The sequence below is a fragment of the Stenotrophomonas sp. ESTM1D_MKCIP4_1 genome (genome assembly GCF_003086895.1).
GTDB lineage: Bacteria > Pseudomonadota > Gammaproteobacteria > Xanthomonadales > Xanthomonadaceae > Stenotrophomonas.
The window spans coordinates 4,096,000-4,117,126 of record NZ_CP026004.1; the positions used below are offsets into that span (position 1 = coordinate 4,096,000).

Below are 21,127 nucleotides of genomic sequence, written 5' to 3' on the forward strand. Positions count from 1 at the left end.
TGCAGTACGCAATGACGGTAGCCGCCGAGTTCAAGATCGAATACCTGCAGTACCTGGACGCGGACGGCACGCTCGTCCGTGACGACCTGCCCGCTTCCCTGAAGGATCCGGCTGTCCTGGTGCCGCTGTTCAAGCAGATGCTGTACGTGCGCACGTTCGACAGCAAATCCATCGCCCTGCAGCGCACCGGCAAGCTCGGCACCTACGCCGCCTGCCTGGGCCACGAGGCCGCCCACGTGGGCATCGGCGCGGCGATGAAGGCCGGCGATGTGTTCGCCCCCAGCTACCGCGAATACGGTGCCATGTTCATGCGCGGCGTTCGCCCGTACGACGTGCTGATGTACTGGGGCGGCGACGAGCGCGGCAACGACTACACCGGCAACGCGGTGAAGGACTTCCCGTTCTGCGTGCCCATCTCCACCCAGTGCCTGCACGCTGCCGGCGCTGCGCTGAAGTTCAAGCTCAACAACGAACCGCAGATCGCGGTGGCGGTGTGTGGCGATGGCGGCAGTTCCAAGACCGACTTCTACGCCGCGCTCAATTCGGCCGGTGCCTACAAGCTCCCGCTGATCCTGTGCATCGTCAACAACGGCTGGGCCATCTCGGTGCCGCGCTCGGCCCAGACCGGCGCTGAAACCCTGGCCCAGAAGGGCCTGGCCGGTGGCCTGCACTGCCTGCAGGTGGACGGCAACGACCTGATCGCCGTGCTGGCCGCGATGGAACAGGCACGCGAACGCGGCCTGGCCGGCGAAGGCGGCACCGTGCTGGAACTGATGACCTACCGCCTGTCCGACCACACCACCGCCGACGACGCGCGCCGTTACCGCGACGACGCCGAGGTGAAGGACGCCTGGACCCGTGAGCCGATGCTGCGCCTGCGCAAGTACCTCATCGCCAACGGCGTGTGGAGCGAAGAAGAAGAAAAGACCTGGGTCGAGCAGTGCGCGGCCAGGGTGGACGAGGAAGTGAACCAGTACCTCAACACCCCGGTGCAGCCGGTCGAGGCCATGTTCGACTATCTGTATGCCGATCCGCCGGCGGACCTGCTGGCCCAGCGCGCGGCCGCCATTGCCCTGGAGCAGCGCCATGGATGACATCAAGACGGGCGCATCCGCTTCCCAGGCCAATGCCGCCGACAGCGCCGCTGTCGCCGGTGGAGATATTGCAATGACCGCTACCCCCATCACCCTGATCGAAGCCATCACCCAGGCCCTGGCCTGGGAGCTGGAACACGACCCGTCGGTGCTGGTGCTGGGCGAGGACGTGGGCGTGAACGGCGGCGTGTTCCGCGCCACCGCCGGCCTGCAGCAGCGCTTCGGTTCGCAGCGCATCCTCGACACCCCGCTGGATGAAACCACCATCGCCGGCCTGACCGTCGGCCTGGCCGCGCAGGGCATGAAGCCGGTGGCCGAAGCCCAGTTCGACGGCTTCGTCTACCCGATGGTCGACCACATCATCTGCCACGCCGCGCGCCTGCGTACCCGTACCCGTGGCCGCCTGCACTGCCCGATGGTGCTGCGCGTGCCGTGGGGCGGTGGCATCCGCGCGCCGGAACACCACAGCGAAGCCAACGAATCGATCTTCACCAACGTGCCGGGCCTGCGCGTGGTGCTGCCGTCCAGCCCGCAGCGCGCCTACGGCCTGCTGCTGGCCGCCATGCGTGATCCCGACCCGGTGATCTACATGGAACCCAAGCGCATCTACCGCCAGTACAAGGAAGTGGTCGTCAACGACGGCGAAGCGCTGCCGCTGGATGTGTGCTTCGTGCTGCGCGATGGCACCGACGTGACCCTGGTGGCCTGGGGCGCACAGGTGAAGGAAGCGCTGGAAGCGGCCGACAAGCTGGCCGGCGAAGGCATCAGTGCCGAAGTCATCGACGTGGCCACGCTGCGTCCGCTGGACTTTGCCACCATCGCCGAATCGGTGGCCAAGACCGGCCGCTGCGTGGTCGTGCAGGAAGCCCCGAAGACCGCGGGCTTTGGTGCCGAGATCGCCGCGCGCCTGGCCGAAGAATCCCTGTACGACCTGCTGGCCCCGGTCGAGCGCGTTACCGGCTACGACACCCACATTCCGCTGTTCCGCCTGGAAATGAAGTACCTGCCCAGCGTGGACCGGATCGTGACCGCGGCCAAGCGCGCGGTGGCGGCAGGCTGACATGCGGGCCCGCCTTCTTGGGGCTTACCGCAGCCAGTATTCCAATCCGCTCCGGTTCCGCACCGGCCAGATCGTCGAAGTAGGTGTTCGTGACGAGGAATGGCCGGCGTTTGCCTGGGTACGCACCACCGATGGGCGCGCTGGATGGGCGCCCATCGCCTGGCTGCAGCTGCTGGATGAGGGTCGCGCCGAAGCCCTGCGCGACTACGACGCCCGCGAGCTGGATGTGGAAAACGGCGAGATGGTGAAGCTGCATCACGAACATGGTGGGTGGTGGTGGTCCGAGCGCGCAAACGGCGCGACGGGCTGGCTGCCGGCCCGCGAACTGGAACTGCTGGAAGAGAACTGCACATGAGCCAGACCAAGAATTTCAACCTGCCCGACCTGGGTGAAGGCCTGCCGGACGCGACCATCGTCGAGTGGTTCGTCAAGGAAGGCGACGTGATCAAGCTGGACGCGCCGCTGGTGTCGATGGAGACCGCCAAGGCCGTGGTGGAAGTGCCGTCCCCGGTATCGGGCAAGGTGCTGAAGCTGTCCGGCGCGGCCGGCGACATCATCCCGACCGGCGCGGTGCTGGCCAGCTTCGAGATCGACCCGAACCTGCCGCAGCGCGCCGATGGCCAGGACACCGGCCACAGCCACGGCCATGCGCCGGCCGCCCCTGCCGCACCGACCCCGCCGCCGATCCCCACGGCTGCAGCGGCCGCTGCTCCGGTGGCTGCCGAAGAAAAGGCCGAGCGCGATGACGCCGGCACCGTGGTCGGCGCCATGCAGAGCTCCAATGCCGTGCACACCGAACAGGCGCTGGCCGTCGGTGGCGTCAAGGCCGTGCCCGCCGTGCGTGCCACCGCGCGCAAGCTGGGCGTGGATCTGGCCCGCGTGCGCGCCACCGGCGCCGATGGCGCGGTGACCATGGCCGACGTCAAGCAGGCGGCGGCCGATGGCAGCGCCAAGCTGGGCGCCGCGCCGGTCCCGGTGGCTGCTGCTGCCTATGCCGCGCCGGCCCCGGCCCAGGTGTCGGCCCCGGTGCAGAGCGAAGCCCGCACCCCGCTGTCCGCCGCCGGCAAGCCGATGCGTACCCAGCCGCCGGGCGTGGTCGCCAAGGGCCAGCCGGAACCGCTGAAGGGCGTGCGCCGCAACATGGCGCGGGTGATGGCCGATGCGCACAGCAAGGTCGTGCCGACCACGCTGAACGACGACGCCGACATCCACGCCTGGCTGCCGGGCAATGACGTCACTGCCCGCCTGGTGCGCGCGATCGTGGTCGCTGCCCAGAAGGTGCCGGCGATGAATGCCTGGTTCGATGGTGAAGCGCTGACCCGCACCCTGCACGCACAGGTGGACATCGGCATTGCCGTGGACACCGACGACGGCCTGTTCGTGCCGGCGCTGCGCAATGCCGACATGCTGGATGCCCGAGGCATCCGCGAAGGCGTCAACCGCCTGCGCGAGCAGGTGGAAGCGCGCTCCATCGCGGCTTCGGAACTGAGCGGCTACACCATCTCGCTGTCCAACTTCGGCATGTTCGCCGGCCGCTACGCGACCCCGGTCGTGGTGCCGCCGTGCGTGGCGATCATCGGTGCCGGCCGGGCCCGCCACCAGATGACCCCGGTGATGGGCGGCGTGGAAGCGCACAAGGTCATCCCGCTGTCGGTGACCTTCGACCACCGCGCTGCCACCGGCGGCGAAGCGGCCCGCTTCCTGCGCGCCATGATGGATGATCTGGCACTGGCCAGCTGATCCCTTGATAGGTGGGGGCCAACCGCTGGTTGGCACCCCATAGGGAACAGAAAACGCCGGATGATCGGCGGCCTTGGCGTTTGCATGGGCAAAGTCGAGCTTGCTCGACTGCCGTTCGCGGAAGGCAAAGGCCGTCGAGCACGCTCGCCGCTGCGTGTCAGCCCACCAGATCGCGCGATGCCACCACGTGTTCGCCCGGTGGCGGCGCCAGCGCCGCATCCACCAGCGCCCTGGCAATGCGCTCGGCCGGGTTGATGCGCCAGCCCCGCGGCAGTACCGGCCCCAGTGCGCCCAGTACCTTCAGCGCGAACCGCTCGCCACGGCGTACCTGCTGCCGCTGCCCCCCGATCAGGCCGGGCCGCACCAGAGTCAGCGAGGCAAAGCCCAGCGCGTGCAGGTCGCGCTCAAGCTCTCCCTTCACCCGGTTGTAGAAGAACGCCGAGCCCGCATCGGCGCCGGCAGCCGAATTCAACACGAAGATGCGGGCCCCCTGGCTCCGGGCCAGGTGGGCGAACGCCAGCGGGTAGTCATGGTCGATGCGGTGGAACGCCTCGCGGCTGCCGGCCTGGGCCATCGTGCTGCCCAGGGCGCAGATCACCGCATCCACCTCCGCCCAGTGCGGCGCCTCGGGCAGGGCATCGAACTGCAGCACCGGGGCATGCAGTTTCGGGTGGCTCAGGCCCAGCGGGCGACGGGTCGGGGCCACCACTGCGCGGCATAGCGGGTCATCCAGCAGCATCGGCAGGGCCAGCCCGCCCACCAGGCCGGTCGCCCCCAGCAACATCACGCGCATACCCACCTCCCCTGCGGCATCCTGTGGCCCATCGTAGCCGTTCAAGCCGTCGGCGGCCGCGCCGATATGCTCTCACCAGCCCCTGCCAGCCCCAGGATTTTCAACCATGACGGACCAGCCCGATCACCGCCCTGCCCCCGGCACCGCCCTGGGACCGCCGGCGCGCGTTCGCGCGGTGTCCGACGACGGCCGTGGCGACCGGGTGGTCCTGCAGGGCGGCTCGGCGGTGGCCCTGCAGCAGTTGTTCGCCGTCGCCGATGCACCCGAGCCGCTGCTGGCCGCCTTTGCCAATGGCATGGCCACCCTGCCCGGCGAGCTGGGCGACATGGGTGACCGCCTGCAGTCGGCCCAGGCCAGCGCGGACTGGCCGCGTTACGGCCGGGCCATGCGGCAGCTGATCGACAAATACATCCGCACCATCGAGCAGCACTCCCCCGACGGCCAGCCCGACAGCCTGCGCCTGTCTGAACAACTGCGGCTGCTGCTGGGCGGCGCAGTGGTATCGCTGCTGCAGCACGACCCCGACCTGCGCGACCAGGCCCAGGCGTTGGCCGCGCAGCTGCGGAAATGGCAGCCGGGCGCACCGCTTGAACCCATCGAACAGGGCGTGCGCGAGCTGGGCCACCAGGTGGGCGTGCGCGCGGAAAGCTGGCAGGAGCAGCAGGCGCTGCTGCTGGAACTGTTCGCGCTGCTGCTGGAAAACGTGAGTGAGCTGCTCGATGACCGCAGCTGGCTGCAGGGCCAGATCGCTGCGGTACGCCAGCTGCTGGCCGGTCCGCTGGAAGCGGAATCGGTCGAGCGCACGCGTGCCGAACTGCGCGAGGTGATCTACAAGCAGGGCCTGCTGCGCCAGGGCATCGACGATTCCAAGGCGGCGATGCGCGGCCTGATGGGTGAGTTCATCGAACGCATGGACGGCATGGCTGCCAGCACTGGCGAATACCACGACCGCATCGGCAGCTATGCGCTGCAGCTGCGCGAAGCGCGCAGCATCGCCGATCTCAACCACCTGCTGCAGGAAGTGATGCACGACACCGGCAAGGTGCAGCAGCAGGCCGCGCAGGCGCGCGACCACCTGGCCAGCGCGCGGCAGGAAGTGGAACGGGCCGAACGGCGCATCACCGAACTGGAACAGGAACTGCGCGAGGCCGGTGATCTGGCCCGCATCGATCCGTTGACCCAGGCGCTCAACCGACGCGGCCTGGACGAGATGCTGCAGCGGGAAATGGCACGGGCGGCGCGCAACAGCACGCCACTGGGCCTGGCGGTGATCGACCTGGATGATTTCCACCAGACAAACGACACCCATGGCCATGCCGGTGGCGACGCGCTTCTGCAGCACCTGGTGTCGATCTGCCGCCTGCTGCTGCGCGCCACCGATGGCGTAGCCCGCCTGGGCGGCGACGAGTTCGTGCTGGTGCTGCCGGAAACCCCCGGCGCCGACAGCATGGCCACGGTGCAGCGTCTGCAGCGCTCGCTGGCCCACCGCGTACTGACCGTGCAGGACCAGCGCGTGCCGGTGCATTTCAGCGCCGGGCTGGCGCAGTGGCAGCCCGGCGATGATGCCGACGCCCTGCTGCGGCGCGCCGACGAGGCGCTGTATGTGGCCAAGCGCCAGGGCAAGAACCGCGTGCAGGCGGGGTAATCCCGCATCACACCGGAACCGGCTCTGGTGGGTGCCGACCGTTGGTCGGCACGCCCTTCGCGGCGCGCGGTCGCTTATTTGCCGCGCAGCTTCTGGAAGCCGGTCACGGCGGCCAGGACGATGGCGCCGGCAACGATGCCGACCACCATGTTCGCCGCTGCACCGATCAGCCAGCCCCATTGCCCTTCGCCACCCAGGCCCTGCACAGCGTGGTGCAGCACCGGCACGTTGTGCACCAGGATGCCGCCGCCGACCAGGAACATGGCGATGGTGCCGGCCACCGACAGGAACTTCATCAGCCACGGCGCGGACACCACCAGGCCACGGCCGAAGGCGGCCACGGCCCCGCCCTTGCGCGACAGGTACAGGCCCACGTCATCCAGCTTCACGATGCCGGCCACCAGGCCGTAGACGAACACTGTCATCGCCAGTGCCACCACCGACAGGGTCAGCAGCTGCTGGGTGAAGGCCACCGTCGCCACCACGCCCAGGGTCAGCACGATGATCTCGGCTGACAGGATGAAGTCGGTGCGGACGGCGCCCTTCACCTTGTCCTTCTCCCACGCCACCATGTCCACCTGCGCATCGGCCAGCGCCTTGCGCCGCTCGGCCTGGTGTTCGGCGTCCTCGTCGGCCGAATGCAGGAAGCGGTGCGCCAGCTTTTCCACGCCTTCAAAGCACAGGAAGGCGCCGCCGATCATCATCAGCGGCACGATCAGCGGCACGTTCCAGCCACGGCTGTGCAGCCAGGCCTCCAGCGCACTGATGGCCAGTGCCGCCGGCACCAGGATCACCTTGTTCACCAGCGAGCCCTTGGCCACCGCCCACACCACCGGCAGTTCGCGGTTGGCATTGACGCCGGTCACCTGCTGCGCGTTCAGTGCCAGGTCGTCGCCGAGCACCCCAGCGGTTTTCTTCGCCGCGACTTTGGTGAGGATCGAGACGTCGTCGAGCAGCGTAGCGATATCGTCGAGCAGGGCGAACAGACTGGCACCGGCCATGATGGATCCAATGAGGGGATGGACGGATTCTGACCGATCCAGTGCCTGCTGCGGAAGCGGGTTCACCGCACGCCCACCGGACCCCGGCCACACTGCAGAGCCGCGGTAGTGCCGGCCGCTGGCCGGCAGCCACGTCGCCCCGCCTTGGCGCTGCCGGCCAGCGGCCGGCACTACCCCCTGTCTTGCCTGCATGGGAGTTCCGCTTGAGCAATCCGTCCACCGCCACGGCCAATCCCCCGCTGGTCAAAGGCATGAACCGGCGCAGCCAGATCCTGCGCCTGCTGATGCGCTACCGCCATTCGGGCGTGTTTTCCGGCATGAACCTGGACGCGGCAGGCAGCCATACCGATGTGCCCGCCGACGGCAACCCGGAACAGTTCGTCAGCGACCTGGAAGCGCTGGGGCCGACCTTCGTCAAGCTGGGGCAGATGCTGTCCACGCGCCCGGACATGGTGCCGGTGGAATTTGCCACCGCGCTGGAGCGCATGCAGGAAAGCGTGGCGCCCATTCCGGTCGAGCGCATCCACGCCATCGTCGAACAGGAACTGGGTGCCGGGGTGAACAAGCTGTTTGCCTCATTCGATCCGGAACCGCTGGGCTGCGCCTCGATCGCCCAGGTGCACCGCGCGGTGCTGCACGACGGGCGGCTGGTGGCAGTGAAGGTGCAGAAACCCGAAGTGGCCGCGCAGCTGCGTTCAGACCTGGAAGCACTGCGCAGCTTCGCGCTGGCGGCCGACCACCTCACCCAGGTCGGCCGACGCGTGCGGCTGCGAGACTGGCTCAACGAGTTCGCCAAAACGCTGATGCAGGAACTGGACTACCACGCCGAGGCCGAGAACCTCGCCCGGTTCGGTCGCCACCTCAAGCCGTTCCGACGCCTGTGGGTACCGCAGCCGCTGTGGGATTACTGCAGCCAGCGCGTGCTGACCATGGAACTGGCCACCGGCGTGCGCGTGGATGCCATTCCCGATGTGCGCCGTACCGAGCAGGCGATGGATCCGCTGGCCGCGGCACTGATCCGCGGCTACCTGGACCAGATCTTCGTGCACGGCGAGATCCACGCCGACCCGCACCCCGGCAATCTGCGCGTCACGCCCGAAGGTCGCCTGGCGATCTTCGACCTGGGCATGGTCGCGCACATGCCGCCGCGTCTGCGCGAGCGCCTGTTGAAGATCCTGTTCGCCGCTGTCGACGGCCGTGGCGAGGAAGTGGCCGACGACCTCATCAGCATCAGCACGCGGCTGGAAGCCTTCGACGAGGAACGCTACCTGCGCGAGACCGGCCAGCTGATTGCCCGCTATGCCGCCAGCGGCAGCTTCTCCGAAGGCCGCGTGGTGCTGGACATGGTGCGCATCGCCACCGCGTCGGGCCTGCGCACGCCGCCGGAACTGAGCCTGGTCGGCAAGGCCCTGCTGAACCTGGAAACCGTGTGCCGCCTGCTGGCGCCGGAACTGGATACGCGTCGCATCGTCGAACGCCAGCTGCAGCACGTGATGCGCGCGCGCCTGAAGAAATCGCTGTCGGCGGCCAACCTGGCCAGCGAAGCGATGGAGCTGCAGCAGCTGCTGCGCGATGGGCCGCGCAAGCTGACCGACATCATGGCGCTGCTGGCCGAGAACCGCCTGCAGATGAAAGTGACGGGGCTGGAAGAATCGCGGTTGATGGAGAACCTGCAGAAGATCGCCAACCGCGTGGCGGCCGGCATCATCAGTGCGGCGCTGATCATGGCGGCCTCGCTGATGATGAAGCTGGACACCGGCTGGCACGTGTTCGGTTACCCCGCCATTGCACTGTTCCTGATGCTGATCGGCGTGGTACTCGGCCTCGGCATCGTCACCAGCGCATTGCTGTTTGATCGACGTGCACGTGCGCGTGAGGAACGCGGGCATCGTTGAAGAAACGGGAAATCGCGCCGTTTCTTAATGAAATCGCGTAGCGGCATTCACGCTGTTTTTACCTGCAGGGCGCGATTTCACCTCATGTAACGAACAAACATTTCAGTCAGGTTCGTGCATGCACTATCGGGTCATCGGCCTGTCATGCATGTGTGCTTGCGACAGCGCCGGTTGGATGGACACGCGTCGGTACGACGTCCATCACCACCTCCCGTCACTGCCGAAGCCGCTTATGCTCTGGATCCTGCTGCTGTCGCTGTTGCTGTTGGCCTGGCTGTTCGTCGCCTCCGATAAGTGGGTGTGGTGGAAGGCGAGCGCGTTCTCGCTGCTGCTGCTCTCCCTCAGCACGTGGTGGTTGATCGACAAGCTGTCCGGCGATGGTCTGAATGCAGCCACGCTCTACCATCTGGGCGCCGACATGGAAGGCGCCGGCATCGCCGACTTCAAGGGCTATATCGCCGGCTACATCGCCCTGATCCTGGTATCGCTGCTGCCGCTGTTCACCACGCGGGTGAAGCGCTGGCGCCGCCCGGGCCGTGGCGGTGCATGGTTTGCCGGGTTTGCGGTGGTGTGGTTCGCCACGATCATGGTCAGCCCGCTGGCGCGCGATGGCCAGCGCCTGTACCAGCAGCTGCGCCCGGTTGATTTCGCGCGCATCGCCCCGGAATACCAGGTGCCGACGCAGCCGCTGCAGCGCCCGCGCAACATCGTCTGGATCTACGGTGAAAGCCTGGAACGCACCTATCTGGACGAGAACGTATTCCCCGGCCTGATGCCGAACATCAACCGCCTGGCCAGCCAGTCGCTGGACGTGCGCGGGCTGGCCTCGGCCGAGGGCAGCGGCTGGACCATTGCCGGCCTGGTGTCCTCGATGTGCGGCGTGCCGCTGACCACCTCGCAGGGCGATGAGAACAGCATGGACCGCATGGGCAGCTTCCTGCCGAAGGCCGTGTGCCTGGGCGATTACCTGAAGCAGCAGGGCTACACCAATCATTACCTGGGTGGCGCCAGCGGCCGCTTCGCCGGCAAGGGGCAGTTCCTGGTCAGCCACGGCTTTGATGAAGTGCATGACCTGGACTGGTTCAAGCAGCAGAAGAAGATCGGCCGCATCCACTACTCGCCGTGGGGCGTGCATGACGACGTGCTGCTGGATACCGCCTACCAGCGCTTCGAGCAGCTCTCGCGCAAGGGCGAACCGTTCATGCTGACCACGCTCACGATGGATACCCATCACCCGGCCGGTCACCTGCCGGTGGCGTGCAAGGGCCAGCGCTATCAGAGCCAGTACGGCAACATCAACATGCTCAACGCGCTCAAGTGCAGCGACCGGTTGATCTCGCAGCTGGTGCAGCGCATCCAGGCCAGCCCGTATGGCAAGGAAACGCTGATCGTCATCGCCTCGGACCATCTGGCGATGCCCAACGATCTGACCCACATCCTCACCCGGCAGAAGCGCGAGAACCTGCTGCTGTTCCTCGGCGAAGGCATTACCCCGCAGCAGCTGGACACCGACGCGGGCACCACCCTGGATTCGGGTGCGACCCTGCTCAGCCTGCTGGATCCGAACCTGAAGACGATGGGCTTCGGCCGTTCGCTCATCGACACGCAGCGCGCGCCGAGTGCCAGCATGGCAAGCCAGCGCGAAGGCGGCCGCGACTACCCGCAGTACCTGGCCTTTGCCCGTTCGCTGTGGCTGGGCGAGCCGACCCGCGAACTGAAGATCGACAGCGATGACCAGGTGGTGGTGGGCCTGCAGCACGTGCAGCCGCCGGTACTGCTGGAATACGGCAAGGACTGGAGCCTGAAATCGGTGTATCTGGAAAACACCTCGCGCCAGTTTGACGATGCCGACCCGGACAACACCCTGGCCTACGTGGACCGCTGCACGGCCTTCGAGGACGGCTCGGCCGACGGCGACTGGTGTGCCCTGCTGGTGAACCGCGACAACGGCATCAAGCTGTTCCGCGATGACGATCTGCGCGGCGGCATCGCCGTGGATGCACCGCTGGAATCCTTCCAGGGCCCTCGCCCGAGCGTGCGCCAGGCGCACATGATCACCCAGAAGGGCCGCCGCACCCGTGCCGGCCAGTACATGCTGGAACTGGTGGCGAGCCAGCGTCCGGACCGGGGCTTCTGGATCGAGGCGGTGTCGTCGCAACGCAAGGTGGTACTGGCCCAGCAGTGGGTGCAGCCGGATGCGGATGGCAGGATCAACGTCTCGTTCGGGTTGGACCACGAAGTGGATGACCTGGAAATCCGCGCATGGTTGAACCATGCCGAGAAGCTGGCGGTGGATACGTTCGCACTGGTGCCGTCGCGCGTGCGACCGCGAGGGTAAGGCGTGTTCTTTTGCAGGGCTTGCAGCCCTGCACCCGCGGTAGTGCCGGCCGCTGGCCGGCAACAGCAACAGCGGGCATTCCGTGGGATGGCGGGGCACTGTGGGTTTGCGGGGACGCCGTAAATACGTCCATGTAGGCTTGGTCGCCGCATCCATGCGGCTCACACCCCGCAAACCCACAGTGCCCCGCCTTCGACAGTTGGCCGGTGGCTGTTGGTGGGTGCCGACCGTTGGTCGGCACATCTGTCAGATATCGATATTCAAATGGGATCCGAGTAGATCCACGCCATGCGTGGATGAAATCCGTCAGATATCGAATGAATTCATCCGTGCCGACCAACGGTCGGCACCCACCAGAGCAGAGCGCTGCTCCGACAGATCGCAGGAAGCTGTCAGAGGTGGGGCGGTGTCGGATTGCGGGGTGTCGGCGGCATGGATGCCGCTGCCAAGCCTACACGGACGTACTTGCGGCGTCCCCGCAATCCGACACCGCCCCGCCTACCCACCGGAAACCCGCTTTTGACGTTGACGTTGACGTCAGCAGGTGCAGGGCTGCAAGCCCTGCAAAAACCCCACCTATTCCGCCGGGGTGTCGCGTACCAGGTGGATGTCGGTCGGGGTCGACAGCGGGATATCCCGCTCCGCCAGGATCTGCAGCAGGCTGAAATACAGATCACTGCGCGTGCCGTACACCTGCCTCGGGCTGGCCACATAGGCAAAGCTGTTGAACGTGATCTGGCCACCGGCAATGCTGTCGATGTAGACCGACGGCGCCGGCTGCTTCAGCACCGCCTGGTGCGCGCCATAGGCATCCAGCAGCGCCTGCCGCAGCCCCGCCACATCGGTGCTGGTCGGCACCGCGAACTGGATCTGGATGCGGCCCTGGTTGTTGCCCATCGTCATGTTGCGGATCGTCTTGGTGATCAGCTCCGAGTTCGGAACGATCAGCGTCGACTTGTCGCCCACCTGGATCTCGGTCGAACGCACGTTGATGCGGCGGATGTCGCCTTCCTGGTCGCCCAGCTTCACCCAGTCGCCGATCTTCACCGGCCGCTCGGCCAGCAGGATCAGCCCCGACACGAAGTTCTGGATGATCGCCTGCAGGCCGAAACCAATGCCCACCGACAGCGCGCTGGCCAGCAGCGCCAGGTTCTTCATGTCCAGGCCCATCGCGGTCAGGGCCCACAGGCCCACCAGGATGATGCCAACGTAGCGCGTGATCATGCTGATCGAATTGCGCGCGCCCAGATCCAGTTCGGTTTTGGGCAGATAGGTGTCGGTCAACCAACGCTGCAGCAACTGCACCACGGCCAGGCCAACCATCACCACCAGCAACGCGATGGCAATACGCGTCGGCTTCAGGGTGATATTGCCGATGACGATGCCGCTGGCCAGCGAACCCACGCGCTCGACAACCGACCCGATGTTGCCGAAGGGAGCGGCCAGTGCCAGCAGTGCGATCAGCACAACAAACGTGCGCAGTACCGCCGACAGCAGCACGCCCGCCTGCTCCAGCCGCGACACGCTCAGGCCGGTACTCAGCAGGATCGTCTGGCCCACCTTGCTGTCGGCGTTGAGCAGCCAGGTGCAGAGGTCATCGACGAACTTGAACAGCAGCATCGCGGCCAGCACCACGATGGTGCCGCCGATCAGCTGCTGGTTCACGAACTTGGCGAAGTTCACGTAGCCCAGCAGGGTGGCAATGATCGCAGCGGTAACGGCGATGTTGCCCGCCACGCGGGCCAGCACCAGCCAGCTGCTGCGCCGCACCGGCACTACGGTCCCTACCCCATCGGCCTGTGCTTCCAGCTTGGCTTCAGCCTCGGCGGTCTGCCGGCGGTGCAGGCGCGCCAGCGTCACCAGCATCGCCATGATCAGGCCCAGATAGGTCAGCGCGATCACGCCGTCCAGCGCCACCGTGGTCACATCGCTGGTGCGCGTGGCCCGGTCGATCGCCACCAGCACCGTGCTCAGCCAGGCCAGCGCGGCCGCCCCCCAGGCGTACTTGCGCAGCTTCAGCGCGGCCGTGTCATCCAGGTTCAGCAGGCGCCACGAGGGCCGCTTCGGCACCAGCAGGCAGGCACTGAGCGCGGCAATGAAGGCCGCCGCAAAAGTGGCATGCTGCACGCCTTCGGCCACGGTCTGCAGGCGCGGCGCGATGCCGCCGATGGCATTGAGCGAAGCGATGAATACCGCCACCGCATAGCCGGGCAGCAGGGTGCCGACCAGCAGCAGCCACATGGCCAGGCCGGATCTGCGCAGGCGGCCGTCGGGCGCGCGCTCGGAGGCGGCGAAGCGCCGGCCCAGCGCGCGCAGCCACAGGCGCAGCGGGAACATCATCACCAGCGCCGCCAGCAGGCCCAGCAGCGGCGTGCCCCAGCCCTCGTTGCGCAGGGCGGTCGCCAGGGCGTCACGCCCCTGCGCGCCCAGCGGGGTAACCCGCGCGATGTCCACCGGCAACTGGTCAGCCACCTTGCGCCACAGCGAGGGCGACAGCGGCGAATCGACCTTCTGGCCCAGTTCCTCGGTGCGCTGCGCGGTGCGCTGCTTGTCGATATCGGTGGCCAACTGGCTGGCGCGCACCGCACTGGCCTTGGCCTGGGCAATGGACGCTGCCAGCGCGTCGCGCTGGCGGGTCAGGTTGCGGCGCTGTGTCGCCAGTTCCGGCAGTTCGGTGGTGCCGTCCGGCGCCGGTCCCAGCTGGGTCAGCTGTTCATTCACCTGGTCCAGCTGCGGCTGCAGGCTCTTGTCCAGTGCCTCGGCGTCGCGCCGCGCCTGCGAGGCCGCCTCGGACAACATCGCCAGCGTCTCGGTGGCCTCGGCATCTTCGCGCTTGCGCGCCACATCCTTCAGGCTGGACTCGATCTTCGCCAGCTGCTGCTTCGGTGTCGGGTCGTCATCCTGGGCCAGCACCGGTGCCGCCAGCAGCAATGCAGCCCACAACAGCAGCGACAGCGAAGGGCCACGCCTCAGGATCGTTCGGAAGAAGGAAAGCAAGCCAGCCACACCGGTTCGCGCGGACCACCGCGCCTGCGCGCGACTATACGGCACGGTGGGTCACGCCCGCGTAGAGTCCCGCAACGCAGGGTTAGGGTCGACCGTTGGTCGATCAAGCCTCGCACCGCAGGGGTAGAGTCGACCGTTGGTCGACTAACCAAAGCGCGGGGTTTTCCGCCAGGAGCAGTCGACCAACGGTCGACTCTACCCGTGCATCAGTACTTCAACCGCAGCTCTTCCACCTGCGGCTGCTGCAGCGCGTACCAATCCTGGAACTCTTCTTCGCTGATCTCATCGGGCGCGTACACGGCGATGGGGTACCAGTCGTGGTCGGTCGGCAGCGGCTGCCGAGGGCCGGCACGCAGGCTGAAGCTGACGCCCTCGTAATCCACCACATCGTCCACCTGCGGCCACTGCTCGCGGGCAAAGGCGGATTCGCTCTTCAACAGGATCACCTGGTACATCGGCACCTCCACTTCGGTTGTATCGGGAAAAAACACGGCGCTGGCGCAAGGATAGCGCTGCACCGCCGTTCGCTGGCGCGCCGCGCGGGCGACGCAATGTTCTGGACGTGGGCCTCGCCCCGGCTTCACCTGCCCATGGCGAGCCCGACGGCATGGTGGAGGTCCATCACCAACGCGTACCAAACCGCCTGTCCATGACCGACCACCCGCCGCTGAAAACCGTCGCCGACCTCAAGCTGCCCCGCTACCTGGGCACCTGGTACGAGATCGCCCGCCTGCCCATGCGCCACGAGCCGGAAGGCTGCACCGACGTGTCGGCGCACTACGAACTGCTGGAAAACGGCAACCTGGGCGTCACCAACCGCTGCCGCATGGACGGCGAGGTCGAGGACGCCACCGGCGAGGCATGCGCCGTGGATAACGACGTGGCTCGCTTGGAAGTCAGCTTCCTGCCCAAGGGCCTGCGCTGGCTGCCCTTCGCCAAGGGCGACTACTGGGTGATCCAGGTGGCCCCCGATTACAGCGTGGCGCTGGTGGGCAGTCCTGACCGCAAGTACCTCTGGCTGCTGGCGCGGGAGCCGAAGCTCGACACCACCGTGCAGGAACATTATCTGGCAGCGGCCCGCCTGCAGGGCTTCGATCTGTCCGAACTGATCCAGACTCCCCACACCGGCCGCCCCACTGCCTGATCAATAGGTAGCCCCATGGACCTCAAGAGCGGTTACCCGTGGTGGGCCGTGAGCAATGGGCTGATCCAGGCCTTCCCGCCGCTGCAGCAGGACCTGCGTTGCGATGTCCTGGTGGTGGGCGGCGGTGTCACCGGCGCGCTGATCGCCGATGAGCTGTCCGGCCACGGCCATGAGGTCGCGCTCATCGAACAGCGCGATATCGGCTGGGGCAGCACCGCTGCCAGCACGGCCCTGCTGCAGTACGAGATCGACACCCACCTGCTGGACCTGGCCCGCCAGTACGGCACTGATGCTGCGGAACTGGCCTACCGCGCCTGCGCCGAGGCCATCCCGGCCCTGGGCGAAGTGGCGCGCGGCCTGAAGAACGTCGATTTCCAGCGCATGGACAGCCTCTACCTGGCCAGCCGCCACCGCGACGTGCCGGTGCTGATGGCCGAGGGTGCCGCACGCCGCCAGGCCGGGCTGGACGCCCGCTGGCTGCAGCCGGACGACCTGCAGCAGCGCTTCGGCGTGGATGCCGGCGGTGCGCTGCTGACGCGCCAGGCCGCGCGGGTCGATCCGTACTGCCTCACCTATGGCCTGCTCAAGCGGGTACGCCGCCGCGGCGGCCACGTGCATGACCGCACCGTGCTGCACAGCCTGGAGGCCACGCCACGCGGCGTCACCGCCCGCACCGAAGCCAGCGCGACCCTCCGCGCCCGCCATGTCGTGCTGGCGATGGGGTATGCCACCCAGCACTGGATCGACCAGCGGGTGGCACGCAACCGCAGCAGCTACGCCTTCATCACCGACCCGATCGACGCCGGGGTGCTGGGCCCCCTGCAGCGCACGATGGTGTGGGAAAGCGCGCGCCCCTACCTGTACCTGCGCGCCACCGGCGAAGGGCGGCTGCTGGTGGGCGGGCTGGACGATGCCATCGACATCCCGGCACGCCGCGACCGGCGGGTAGAGGGCAAGGCAAAGCAGCTGATGAAGCAGCTGCAGCACTGGTTCCCGCAACTGACCCCCACCCCTGCGTTTTCCTGGGCCGGCACCTTCGCCGAGACCGCCGACGGCCTGCCGTTCTTCGGCCCGCACCCGCAGTGGGGGCCGCGCGTGCACCTGGCCATGGCCTACGGCGGCAACGGCATCACCTATTCGATGATCGGCGCGAGGCTGCTGCGCGCGCGCATCGAGCGGCGCCGGCAACCGCTGCAGGACCTGTTCGGGTTCAGCCGGGTGGCGTAACGTCGAACTCGACTCTACGGAATCTTGCCGGCATGCTCGACGCCACGGGGCGGCGACAGGCATCATTCAAGCAACGCCTGTTAGCGTCGGCCTGTACCGCCGCGCATGGCGCGGCCCCTGCCCGTTGGAGCATCGTGATGATCCGTCCCCTGACCCTGCTGCTCTGCCTGGCCAGCCTGCCCGGGACCGTCCTTGCCCAGTCTGCTGCGGGTGCCACGGCCCCGCAGTCCGCCGGGCTGGACCTGTCCGTGCCCCAGGCACCGATGCGCTATCTCAACGATCCCTCCGTGCAGCAGGACCCGCCCGGGACCTACTACGGCGACAAGAGCGGCCCGCGCGTGCACGACGACGCCCGGATCGCCGAAGTGACCGACGACAAGCTGAAGGTGTCCGGCAGCTTCACCACCGGCATCGGCTATTCCAAGAACTACGGCAACTCCCACTACAACGCCGCCACGCTGAACCTCAGCAAGAACTACACCACCGATGAGGGCAAGACCCGCGGGGTCAACCTCAACATCCATGTCAGCGAGGGCAAGGGCCCGGGCTTCGGCCCGTATGGCGGTGGTTTCTATGGCGGCGGTGGCCCGGGGTACTGGGACTACCCGCCGCCGTACGGCTGGTAACACGCTGCGGGCAGCGCTGGCTGCCTGCGGGGCTGGAAACGATCCTGGGTTGCCGGCCAGCGGCCGGCACTACCACCTGCCTTGTAGAGCCGAGCCTGCGCTCGGCTGCACATCTCAATCCAGCCAGCCGTCGCGCTCGCTGTGCAGGATCCGGCCGTCATGGCCGCTCAGGCGCACCTCCACACGCTGGTTGCGGGCATTGCGCGCTTCCAGTGACCAGGTGGCGCCATCACGTTCCAGCGAATGGATCTCACGCAGGCCCTGGGCCTGGGCCTTGGCCAGCACCTGCTCGGTGCCCAGCAGCGCGCGGCCATCGTGCTCGTCGAAGATCTCTCCGGTCTTCGGGTCGACATAGACCTCGCTGAAACGACCATCCGCACGCGTGACATCGGCCTCCCACAGGCCATCGTCGCGCTCGATCTCGTGGATCTGGGTGTAACCGGCCTTGCGCAGGGTCTGTTCGACCTGGGCCATGCCCAGCGGCGCCGCCTGCACGGCCGGGACGAATGCCAGGGCCACGACGGTGGCGAGGGTGAGCGACTTCAACATGGGGGTCTCCTGTTCGATGCCGGACGATTCCGGCACCGCCACGATGCCCGCCACGGTTAACAGCCCCTTAGCCGGCACTGTTAGCCAATGGTTAGCCAGCGAAGGCACACTCGCGCCATCCTCCCCGACATGTCGCAATCGACCTTGACGCGCGCATTCGCCCTGCCCCTGCTGCTGGCCCTGGCCAGCCCCACGACCGATGCCCGCCCTGCGCAGGATCCGGCACAGGACGTCGCGCGGCGGGCCGTGCAGCAGGGCCGCTACGTCGCGCTGGAAGGCGTGGTGCGCGATGCACTCAAGCGTCACCCCGGCCAGCTGCTGGAAGTGGAGCTGGATGACGGTGTATACGAGGTGGAAATCCTGCGCGCCGACGGCGTGGTGGTGGAGCTGGACTATGATGCGCGTAATGGAAAACTGCTGAAGACGGAACTGGACGACTGATGCGCATCCTGCTGGCCGAAGACGATGCGGCGCTGGCCCAGCGCCTGCAGCCGCTGCTGGAACAGGCCGGCTATGTCGTGCAGACCGTGGCCGACGGTCGCCAGGCCGAGGAGATCGGCCAGATCGAGGATCTGCAGGCCGCCATCGTCGACCTTGGCCTGCCCGGGCTGGATGGCCTCAGCGTGATCGAGCGCTGGCGCGGCAATGGCCGCCATTTCCCGGTGCTGGTGTTGACCGCGCGCGGCCGCTGGCACGACAAACTGGCCGGCTTTGATGCCGGCGCCGACGACTACCTGACCAAACCGTTCCAGGCCGACGAACTGGTGCTGCGCCTGCGCGCCCTGATCCGCCGCAGCCATGGCCATGCCAGCCCACGCCTGCATTGCGGTCCGCTGCAGCTGGACGTCAACGCAGGACGGTTTGAACTGGATGGGCAGGCACTGGCGCTGAGCCCGCAGGAGTTCCGTGTGTTGAGCTATCTCATCCACCATGCCGGCAGCGTGATCAGCCGCGACCGCCTGGGCGAGCAGATCTTCGAGGGTGGCTACGACCCGGATTCAAATGCGCTGGACGTGCTGCTCGGACGGGTACGCCGCAAGCTGGGCGTCGATCTCATCCACACCGTGCGTGGCCAGGGTTGGCGGCTGGCGGAAGCATGAGCAGGCGGCAACCCTCGCTGCGGCGGCGGCTGCTGCTGGTGGCCGGCATCGGCCTGGTGCTGGTCTCGGTGCTGGCCAGCCTTCTGCTGGGCGAACTGTTCAAGCGCAGCGCGCGTGACCGCCTGGACAACGAGCTGCAGCAGAACATGCTGACCCTGCTGGCGCAGGCCGAGATCGATCCGGACGGACAGCTGCGTCTGCGGCAGGCGCCGAACGATGCGCGCTTCCAGCGGGTGTTTTCCGGCGCGTACTGGCAGATCGCCGACAGCCACGGCAAGGTGCTGCTGCAGTCGCGATCGCTGTGGGACCAGACCCTGGCGGCCCCCGCGGCTGGACCGGCCGAGCGCAACCTGCCCGGGCCGATGCAGCAATCGCTGCGTGCCCACGTGCAGCAGGTGCGGCTGCCGCGCGCCACCCAGGCCTATGTGGCCGTGGTCGCCCACGACCGCCAGGCGCTGGACGCCGATGTGGCCGCATTCCGCAACCGCACCGCGTTGGCCCTGGGCATCCTGGTTGCCGCCTGGCTGGCGGTGCTGGCCAGCCAGGTGCACTTCGCCCTGCGCCCGCTGCGCGGGTTGGGCAAGCAGCTTGAACGCATCCGCCACGGCGATGCCGAGCGCATTGACCGCCGCCAGCTGGACCAGGAAATCGCGCCCCTGGCCGATGAGCTGGACGCCCTGCTGGACCACCACCAGCGCATGGTCGCGCGCGCGCGCAGCAGTGCCGAAGACCTCGCCCATGCCTTGAAGACCCCGCTGAGCGTGCTGGCCACCGAAGCACAGGGCGAAGGCCGCGACTGGCGCCGCACCCTGCACGAACAGGGCGCGCGCATGCGCGCCAGCATCGACCGTTACCTGGCCGCCGGCCTGGCCGTGGACCACCGGCAAAGCAGCGAAGTGGCCCCGGCCGCCGAAGCCCTGTGCCGGCTGATGACCCGCGTGCATGGCAGCCGCCGCATCCGCTTCCAGATGGATGTGCCGCGCGGCATCGCCTTTGCCGGCGCCGTCACCGACCTGGAAGAAATGCTGGGCAATCTGCTGGACAACGCCGGCAAGTGGGCCCGGAGCGAGGTCCGCCTGCGTGCCCTGGCCCAGAACGGCCGCCTGCACATCGAGATCCGCGACGACGGCCCCGGGCTGGACAACACCAAGTTGGACAGCGTCCTGCAGCGCGGCGTGCGCCTGGACGAACGGGTGGAAGGCAGCGGCTTGGGCCTGGCGATCGCCGCGGAGATCGCGGCCAGCCATGGCGGCTCGCTGCGCCTGTCCAACGAGAACCCGGGATTGCGCGCGAGGCTGGAACTGCCACTGGCGGCGCCGTAGTCGACTGCGGCTGGCGGCACCGTAACGGCCGGTAGAGTCGACCGTTGGTCGACTACCGCGCTCAGCACGGGCAACAGCAGTCGACCAACGGTCGACTCTACTGGGCAACGCGCGGGCAACGGCTGTCGACCCACGGTCGACACTACCGGGCAACGCGTGGGCATCGGCAGTCGACCCACGGTCGACGCTACCGGGCAACGCGTGGGCATCGGCAGTCGACCAACGGTCGACGCTACCGCGCTCAGCGGTGGTGCATCCACCAGCAGTCGATGGCATCCAGCGCGATATGGATCATCAAGCCGATACCGAACAGCCGGGTTTTCTTCGGCACGAACAGGCCGGCATACACCGCAATGGCGGGCGCGGTGTGCAACGGGTGGAATCCAATGCTGCAGCGGTTCGGCGCGTAGATCGGGTCGGCCAGCAGATGGTCCAGGTCGATGATCCACCCCAGCAGCAGCAACAGCCAGGCCGAGGCGAAACGCTTGCGCCAGAACAGCCATGCCAGCAGCGCTGGCACGGCCGCATGCAGGAACAGATGGAAAACCGCGCGCGCGCTCATCAGGCGGGCCTCATCAAGGCAGGGC

Annotated in this window: 19 protein-coding genes; 13 read left to right on the forward strand and 6 right to left on the reverse strand. The window is 67.7% G+C overall.

Features of this window, described 5'->3' with window-relative positions; genetic code table 11:
* Nucleotides 1–11 precede the first annotated feature (11 nt).
* Genes pdhA through C1924_RS18550 form a run of 4 tightly spaced genes read left to right on the forward strand, consistent with a single transcriptional unit; the run spans nucleotide 12 to nucleotide 3,894 of the window.
* A complete protein-coding gene (gene pdhA / locus C1924_RS18535; protein ID WP_108766620.1) occupies nucleotides 12–1,094 on the forward strand; it encodes a pyruvate dehydrogenase (acetyl-transferring) E1 component subunit alpha in 1,083 nt (360 codons plus the stop codon).
* Nucleotides 1,087–2,154 (forward strand): alpha-ketoacid dehydrogenase subunit beta, encoded by a 1,068-nt coding sequence (locus C1924_RS18540; RefSeq protein WP_079223931.1) that lies wholly within the window; start codon nucleotides 1,087–1,089, stop codon nucleotides 2,152–2,154. Before pdhA ends, C1924_RS18540 begins: the two co-directional genes overlap by 8 nt.
* A gap of 1 nt (nucleotide 2,155) precedes the next feature.
* The gene (locus C1924_RS18545) at nucleotides 2,156–2,509 is read left to right on the forward strand and encodes an SH3 domain-containing protein (protein WP_108766621.1); all 354 of its coding nucleotides are present in this window, start codon (nucleotides 2,156–2,158) and stop codon (nucleotides 2,507–2,509) included.
* Complete coding sequence (locus tag C1924_RS18550; protein ID WP_108766622.1) at nucleotides 2,506–3,894, forward strand: dihydrolipoamide acetyltransferase family protein; 1,389 nt, start codon at nucleotides 2,506–2,508, stop codon at nucleotides 3,892–3,894. Before C1924_RS18545 ends, C1924_RS18550 begins: the two co-directional genes overlap by 4 nt.
* A 157-nt stretch (nucleotides 3,895–4,051) precedes the next feature.
* On the opposite strand, the gene C1924_RS18555 is transcribed toward C1924_RS18550, so the two are convergent.
* Entirely contained in the window at nucleotides 4,052–4,687 is a 636-nt protein-coding gene (locus C1924_RS18555) for an NAD-dependent dehydratase (protein WP_108766623.1), read from the reverse strand.
* A gap of 106 nt (nucleotides 4,688–4,793) precedes the next feature.
* On the opposite strand from C1924_RS18555, the gene C1924_RS18560 reads away from it, so the two are divergent.
* The gene (locus tag C1924_RS18560) at nucleotides 4,794–6,332 is read left to right on the forward strand and encodes a GGDEF domain-containing protein (protein ID WP_108766624.1); all 1,539 of its coding nucleotides are present in this window, start codon (nucleotides 4,794–4,796) and stop codon (nucleotides 6,330–6,332) included.
* A gap of 74 nt (nucleotides 6,333–6,406) precedes the next feature.
* On the opposite strand, the gene C1924_RS18565 is transcribed toward C1924_RS18560, so the two are convergent.
* On the reverse strand, nucleotides 6,407–7,333 hold the full coding sequence (locus C1924_RS18565; protein WP_108766625.1) for a DUF808 domain-containing protein: 927 nt from the start codon (nucleotides 7,331–7,333) through the stop codon (nucleotides 6,407–6,409).
* A gap of 251 nt (nucleotides 7,334–7,584) precedes the next feature.
* Here C1924_RS18565 and C1924_RS18570 point away from each other — a divergent pair, with 251 nt between their 5' ends.
* Together C1924_RS18570 and C1924_RS18575 are read left to right on the forward strand one after the other, a co-directional pair.
* Nucleotides 7,585–9,228: an AarF/UbiB family protein gene (locus tag C1924_RS18570; protein ID WP_254051292.1), complete on the forward strand. Its 1,644-nt coding sequence runs from the start codon at nucleotides 7,585–7,587 to the stop codon at nucleotides 9,226–9,228.
* Nucleotides 9,229–9,460: 232 nt separating this feature from the next.
* Nucleotides 9,461–11,566, forward strand: coding sequence for a phosphoglycerol transferase I (locus C1924_RS18575; RefSeq protein ID WP_108766627.1), 2,106 nt, complete (start codon nucleotides 9,461–9,463; stop codon nucleotides 11,564–11,566).
* Nucleotides 11,567–12,142: 576 nt separating this feature from the next.
* Here C1924_RS18575 and C1924_RS18580 read toward each other — a convergent pair.
* Both C1924_RS18580 and C1924_RS18585 read right to left on the reverse strand, forming a co-directional pair.
* Nucleotides 12,143–14,572 carry a DUF3772 domain-containing protein gene (locus tag C1924_RS18580; RefSeq protein ID WP_174208972.1) on the reverse strand — a complete coding sequence of 810 codons (2,430 nt, stop codon included), beginning with the start codon at nucleotides 14,570–14,572 and terminating at the stop codon, nucleotides 12,143–12,145.
* A 206-nt stretch (nucleotides 14,573–14,778) separates the two neighbouring features.
* Nucleotides 14,779–15,027, reverse strand: coding sequence for a hypothetical protein (locus C1924_RS18585; RefSeq protein WP_108766629.1), 249 nt, complete (start codon nucleotides 15,025–15,027; stop codon nucleotides 14,779–14,781).
* Between the two features lie 194 nt (nucleotides 15,028–15,221).
* Here C1924_RS18585 and C1924_RS18590 point away from each other — a divergent pair, with 194 nt between their 5' ends.
* The 3 genes from C1924_RS18590 to C1924_RS18600 all read left to right on the forward strand — a co-directional run bounded on the left by C1924_RS18590 (nucleotide 15,222) and on the right by C1924_RS18600 (nucleotide 17,569).
* The gene (locus C1924_RS18590; RefSeq protein WP_108766630.1) at nucleotides 15,222–15,716 is read left to right on the forward strand and encodes a lipocalin family protein; all 495 of its coding nucleotides are present in this window, start codon (nucleotides 15,222–15,224) and stop codon (nucleotides 15,714–15,716) included.
* A 15-nt stretch (nucleotides 15,717–15,731) separates the two neighbouring features.
* Nucleotides 15,732–16,943, forward strand: a complete 1,212-nt coding sequence (locus C1924_RS18595; RefSeq protein ID WP_108766631.1) for an FAD-dependent oxidoreductase — start codon at nucleotides 15,732–15,734, stop codon at nucleotides 16,941–16,943.
* Nucleotides 16,944–17,080: 137 nt separating this feature from the next.
* Nucleotides 17,081–17,569, forward strand: coding sequence for a hypothetical protein (locus tag C1924_RS18600; RefSeq protein ID WP_108766632.1), 489 nt, complete (start codon nucleotides 17,081–17,083; stop codon nucleotides 17,567–17,569).
* Between the two features lie 114 nt (nucleotides 17,570–17,683).
* Here the strand turns inward: C1924_RS18600 and C1924_RS18605 are convergent, their stop codons facing one another.
* Nucleotides 17,684–18,118 carry a PepSY domain-containing protein gene (locus C1924_RS18605; RefSeq protein WP_108767119.1) on the reverse strand — a complete coding sequence of 145 codons (435 nt, stop codon included), beginning with the start codon at nucleotides 18,116–18,118 and terminating at the stop codon, nucleotides 17,684–17,686.
* A 144-nt stretch (nucleotides 18,119–18,262) separates the two neighbouring features.
* Between C1924_RS18605 and C1924_RS18610 the strand changes: the two genes are divergently transcribed.
* Genes C1924_RS18610 through C1924_RS18620 form a run of 3 tightly spaced genes read left to right on the forward strand, consistent with a single transcriptional unit; the run spans nucleotide 18,263 to nucleotide 20,540 of the window.
* Nucleotides 18,263–18,559, forward strand: coding sequence for a PepSY domain-containing protein (locus C1924_RS18610; protein ID WP_254051172.1), 297 nt, complete (start codon nucleotides 18,263–18,265; stop codon nucleotides 18,557–18,559).
* Complete coding sequence (locus tag C1924_RS18615; RefSeq protein WP_108766634.1) at nucleotides 18,559–19,218, forward strand: response regulator transcription factor; 660 nt, start codon at nucleotides 18,559–18,561, stop codon at nucleotides 19,216–19,218. The genes C1924_RS18610 and C1924_RS18615 overlap by 1 nt, the downstream gene beginning before the upstream one ends.
* A complete protein-coding gene (locus C1924_RS18620) occupies nucleotides 19,215–20,540 on the forward strand; it encodes a sensor histidine kinase (RefSeq protein ID WP_108766635.1) in 1,326 nt (441 codons plus the stop codon). The genes C1924_RS18615 and C1924_RS18620 overlap by 4 nt, the downstream gene beginning before the upstream one ends.
* Before the next feature lie 241 nt (nucleotides 20,541–20,781).
* Here the strand turns inward: C1924_RS18620 and C1924_RS18625 are convergent, their stop codons facing one another.
* Nucleotides 20,782–21,102, reverse strand: coding sequence for a DUF6122 family protein (locus C1924_RS18625; RefSeq protein ID WP_108766636.1), 321 nt, complete (start codon nucleotides 21,100–21,102; stop codon nucleotides 20,782–20,784).
* Nucleotides 21,103–21,127 lie beyond the last annotated feature (25 nt).

What these genes read in the sequence shown, in the direction of transcription:
- pdhA (WP_108766620.1), top strand. Translation starts at nt 12, where the DNA reads ATGACGGTAGCCGCCGAGTTCAAGATCGAATACCTGCAGTACCTGGAC.
- C1924_RS18540 (WP_079223931.1), top strand. Translation starts at nt 1,087, where the DNA reads ATGGATGACATCAAGACGGGCGCATCCGCTTCCCAGGCCAATGCCGCC.
- C1924_RS18545 (WP_108766621.1), top strand. Translation starts at nt 2,156, where the DNA reads ATGCGGGCCCGCCTTCTTGGGGCTTACCGCAGCCAGTATTCCAATCCG.
- C1924_RS18550 (WP_108766622.1), top strand. Translation starts at nt 2,506, where the DNA reads ATGAGCCAGACCAAGAATTTCAACCTGCCCGACCTGGGTGAAGGCCTG.
- C1924_RS18555 (WP_108766623.1), bottom strand. Translation starts at nt 4,687, where the DNA reads ATGCGCGTGATGTTGCTGGGGGCGACCGGCCTGGTGGGCGGGCTGGCC.
- C1924_RS18560 (WP_108766624.1), top strand. Translation starts at nt 4,794, where the DNA reads ATGACGGACCAGCCCGATCACCGCCCTGCCCCCGGCACCGCCCTGGGA.
- C1924_RS18565 (WP_108766625.1), bottom strand. Translation starts at nt 7,333, where the DNA reads ATGGCCGGTGCCAGTCTGTTCGCCCTGCTCGACGATATCGCTACGCTG.
- C1924_RS18570 (WP_254051292.1), top strand. Translation starts at nt 7,585, where the DNA reads ATGAACCGGCGCAGCCAGATCCTGCGCCTGCTGATGCGCTACCGCCAT.
- C1924_RS18575 (WP_108766627.1), top strand. Translation starts at nt 9,461, where the DNA reads ATGCTCTGGATCCTGCTGCTGTCGCTGTTGCTGTTGGCCTGGCTGTTC.
- C1924_RS18585 (WP_108766629.1), bottom strand. Translation starts at nt 15,027, where the DNA reads ATGTACCAGGTGATCCTGTTGAAGAGCGAATCCGCCTTTGCCCGCGAG.
- C1924_RS18590 (WP_108766630.1), top strand. Translation starts at nt 15,222, where the DNA reads ATGACCGACCACCCGCCGCTGAAAACCGTCGCCGACCTCAAGCTGCCC.
- C1924_RS18595 (WP_108766631.1), top strand. Translation starts at nt 15,732, where the DNA reads ATGGACCTCAAGAGCGGTTACCCGTGGTGGGCCGTGAGCAATGGGCTG.
- C1924_RS18600 (WP_108766632.1), top strand. Translation starts at nt 17,081, where the DNA reads ATGATCCGTCCCCTGACCCTGCTGCTCTGCCTGGCCAGCCTGCCCGGG.
- C1924_RS18605 (WP_108767119.1), bottom strand. Translation starts at nt 18,118, where the DNA reads ATGTTGAAGTCGCTCACCCTCGCCACCGTCGTGGCCCTGGCATTCGTC.
- C1924_RS18615 (WP_108766634.1), top strand. Translation starts at nt 18,559, where the DNA reads ATGCGCATCCTGCTGGCCGAAGACGATGCGGCGCTGGCCCAGCGCCTG.
- C1924_RS18620 (WP_108766635.1), top strand. Translation starts at nt 19,215, where the DNA reads ATGAGCAGGCGGCAACCCTCGCTGCGGCGGCGGCTGCTGCTGGTGGCC.
- C1924_RS18625 (WP_108766636.1), bottom strand. Translation starts at nt 21,102, where the DNA reads ATGAGCGCGCGCGCGGTTTTCCATCTGTTCCTGCATGCGGCCGTGCCA.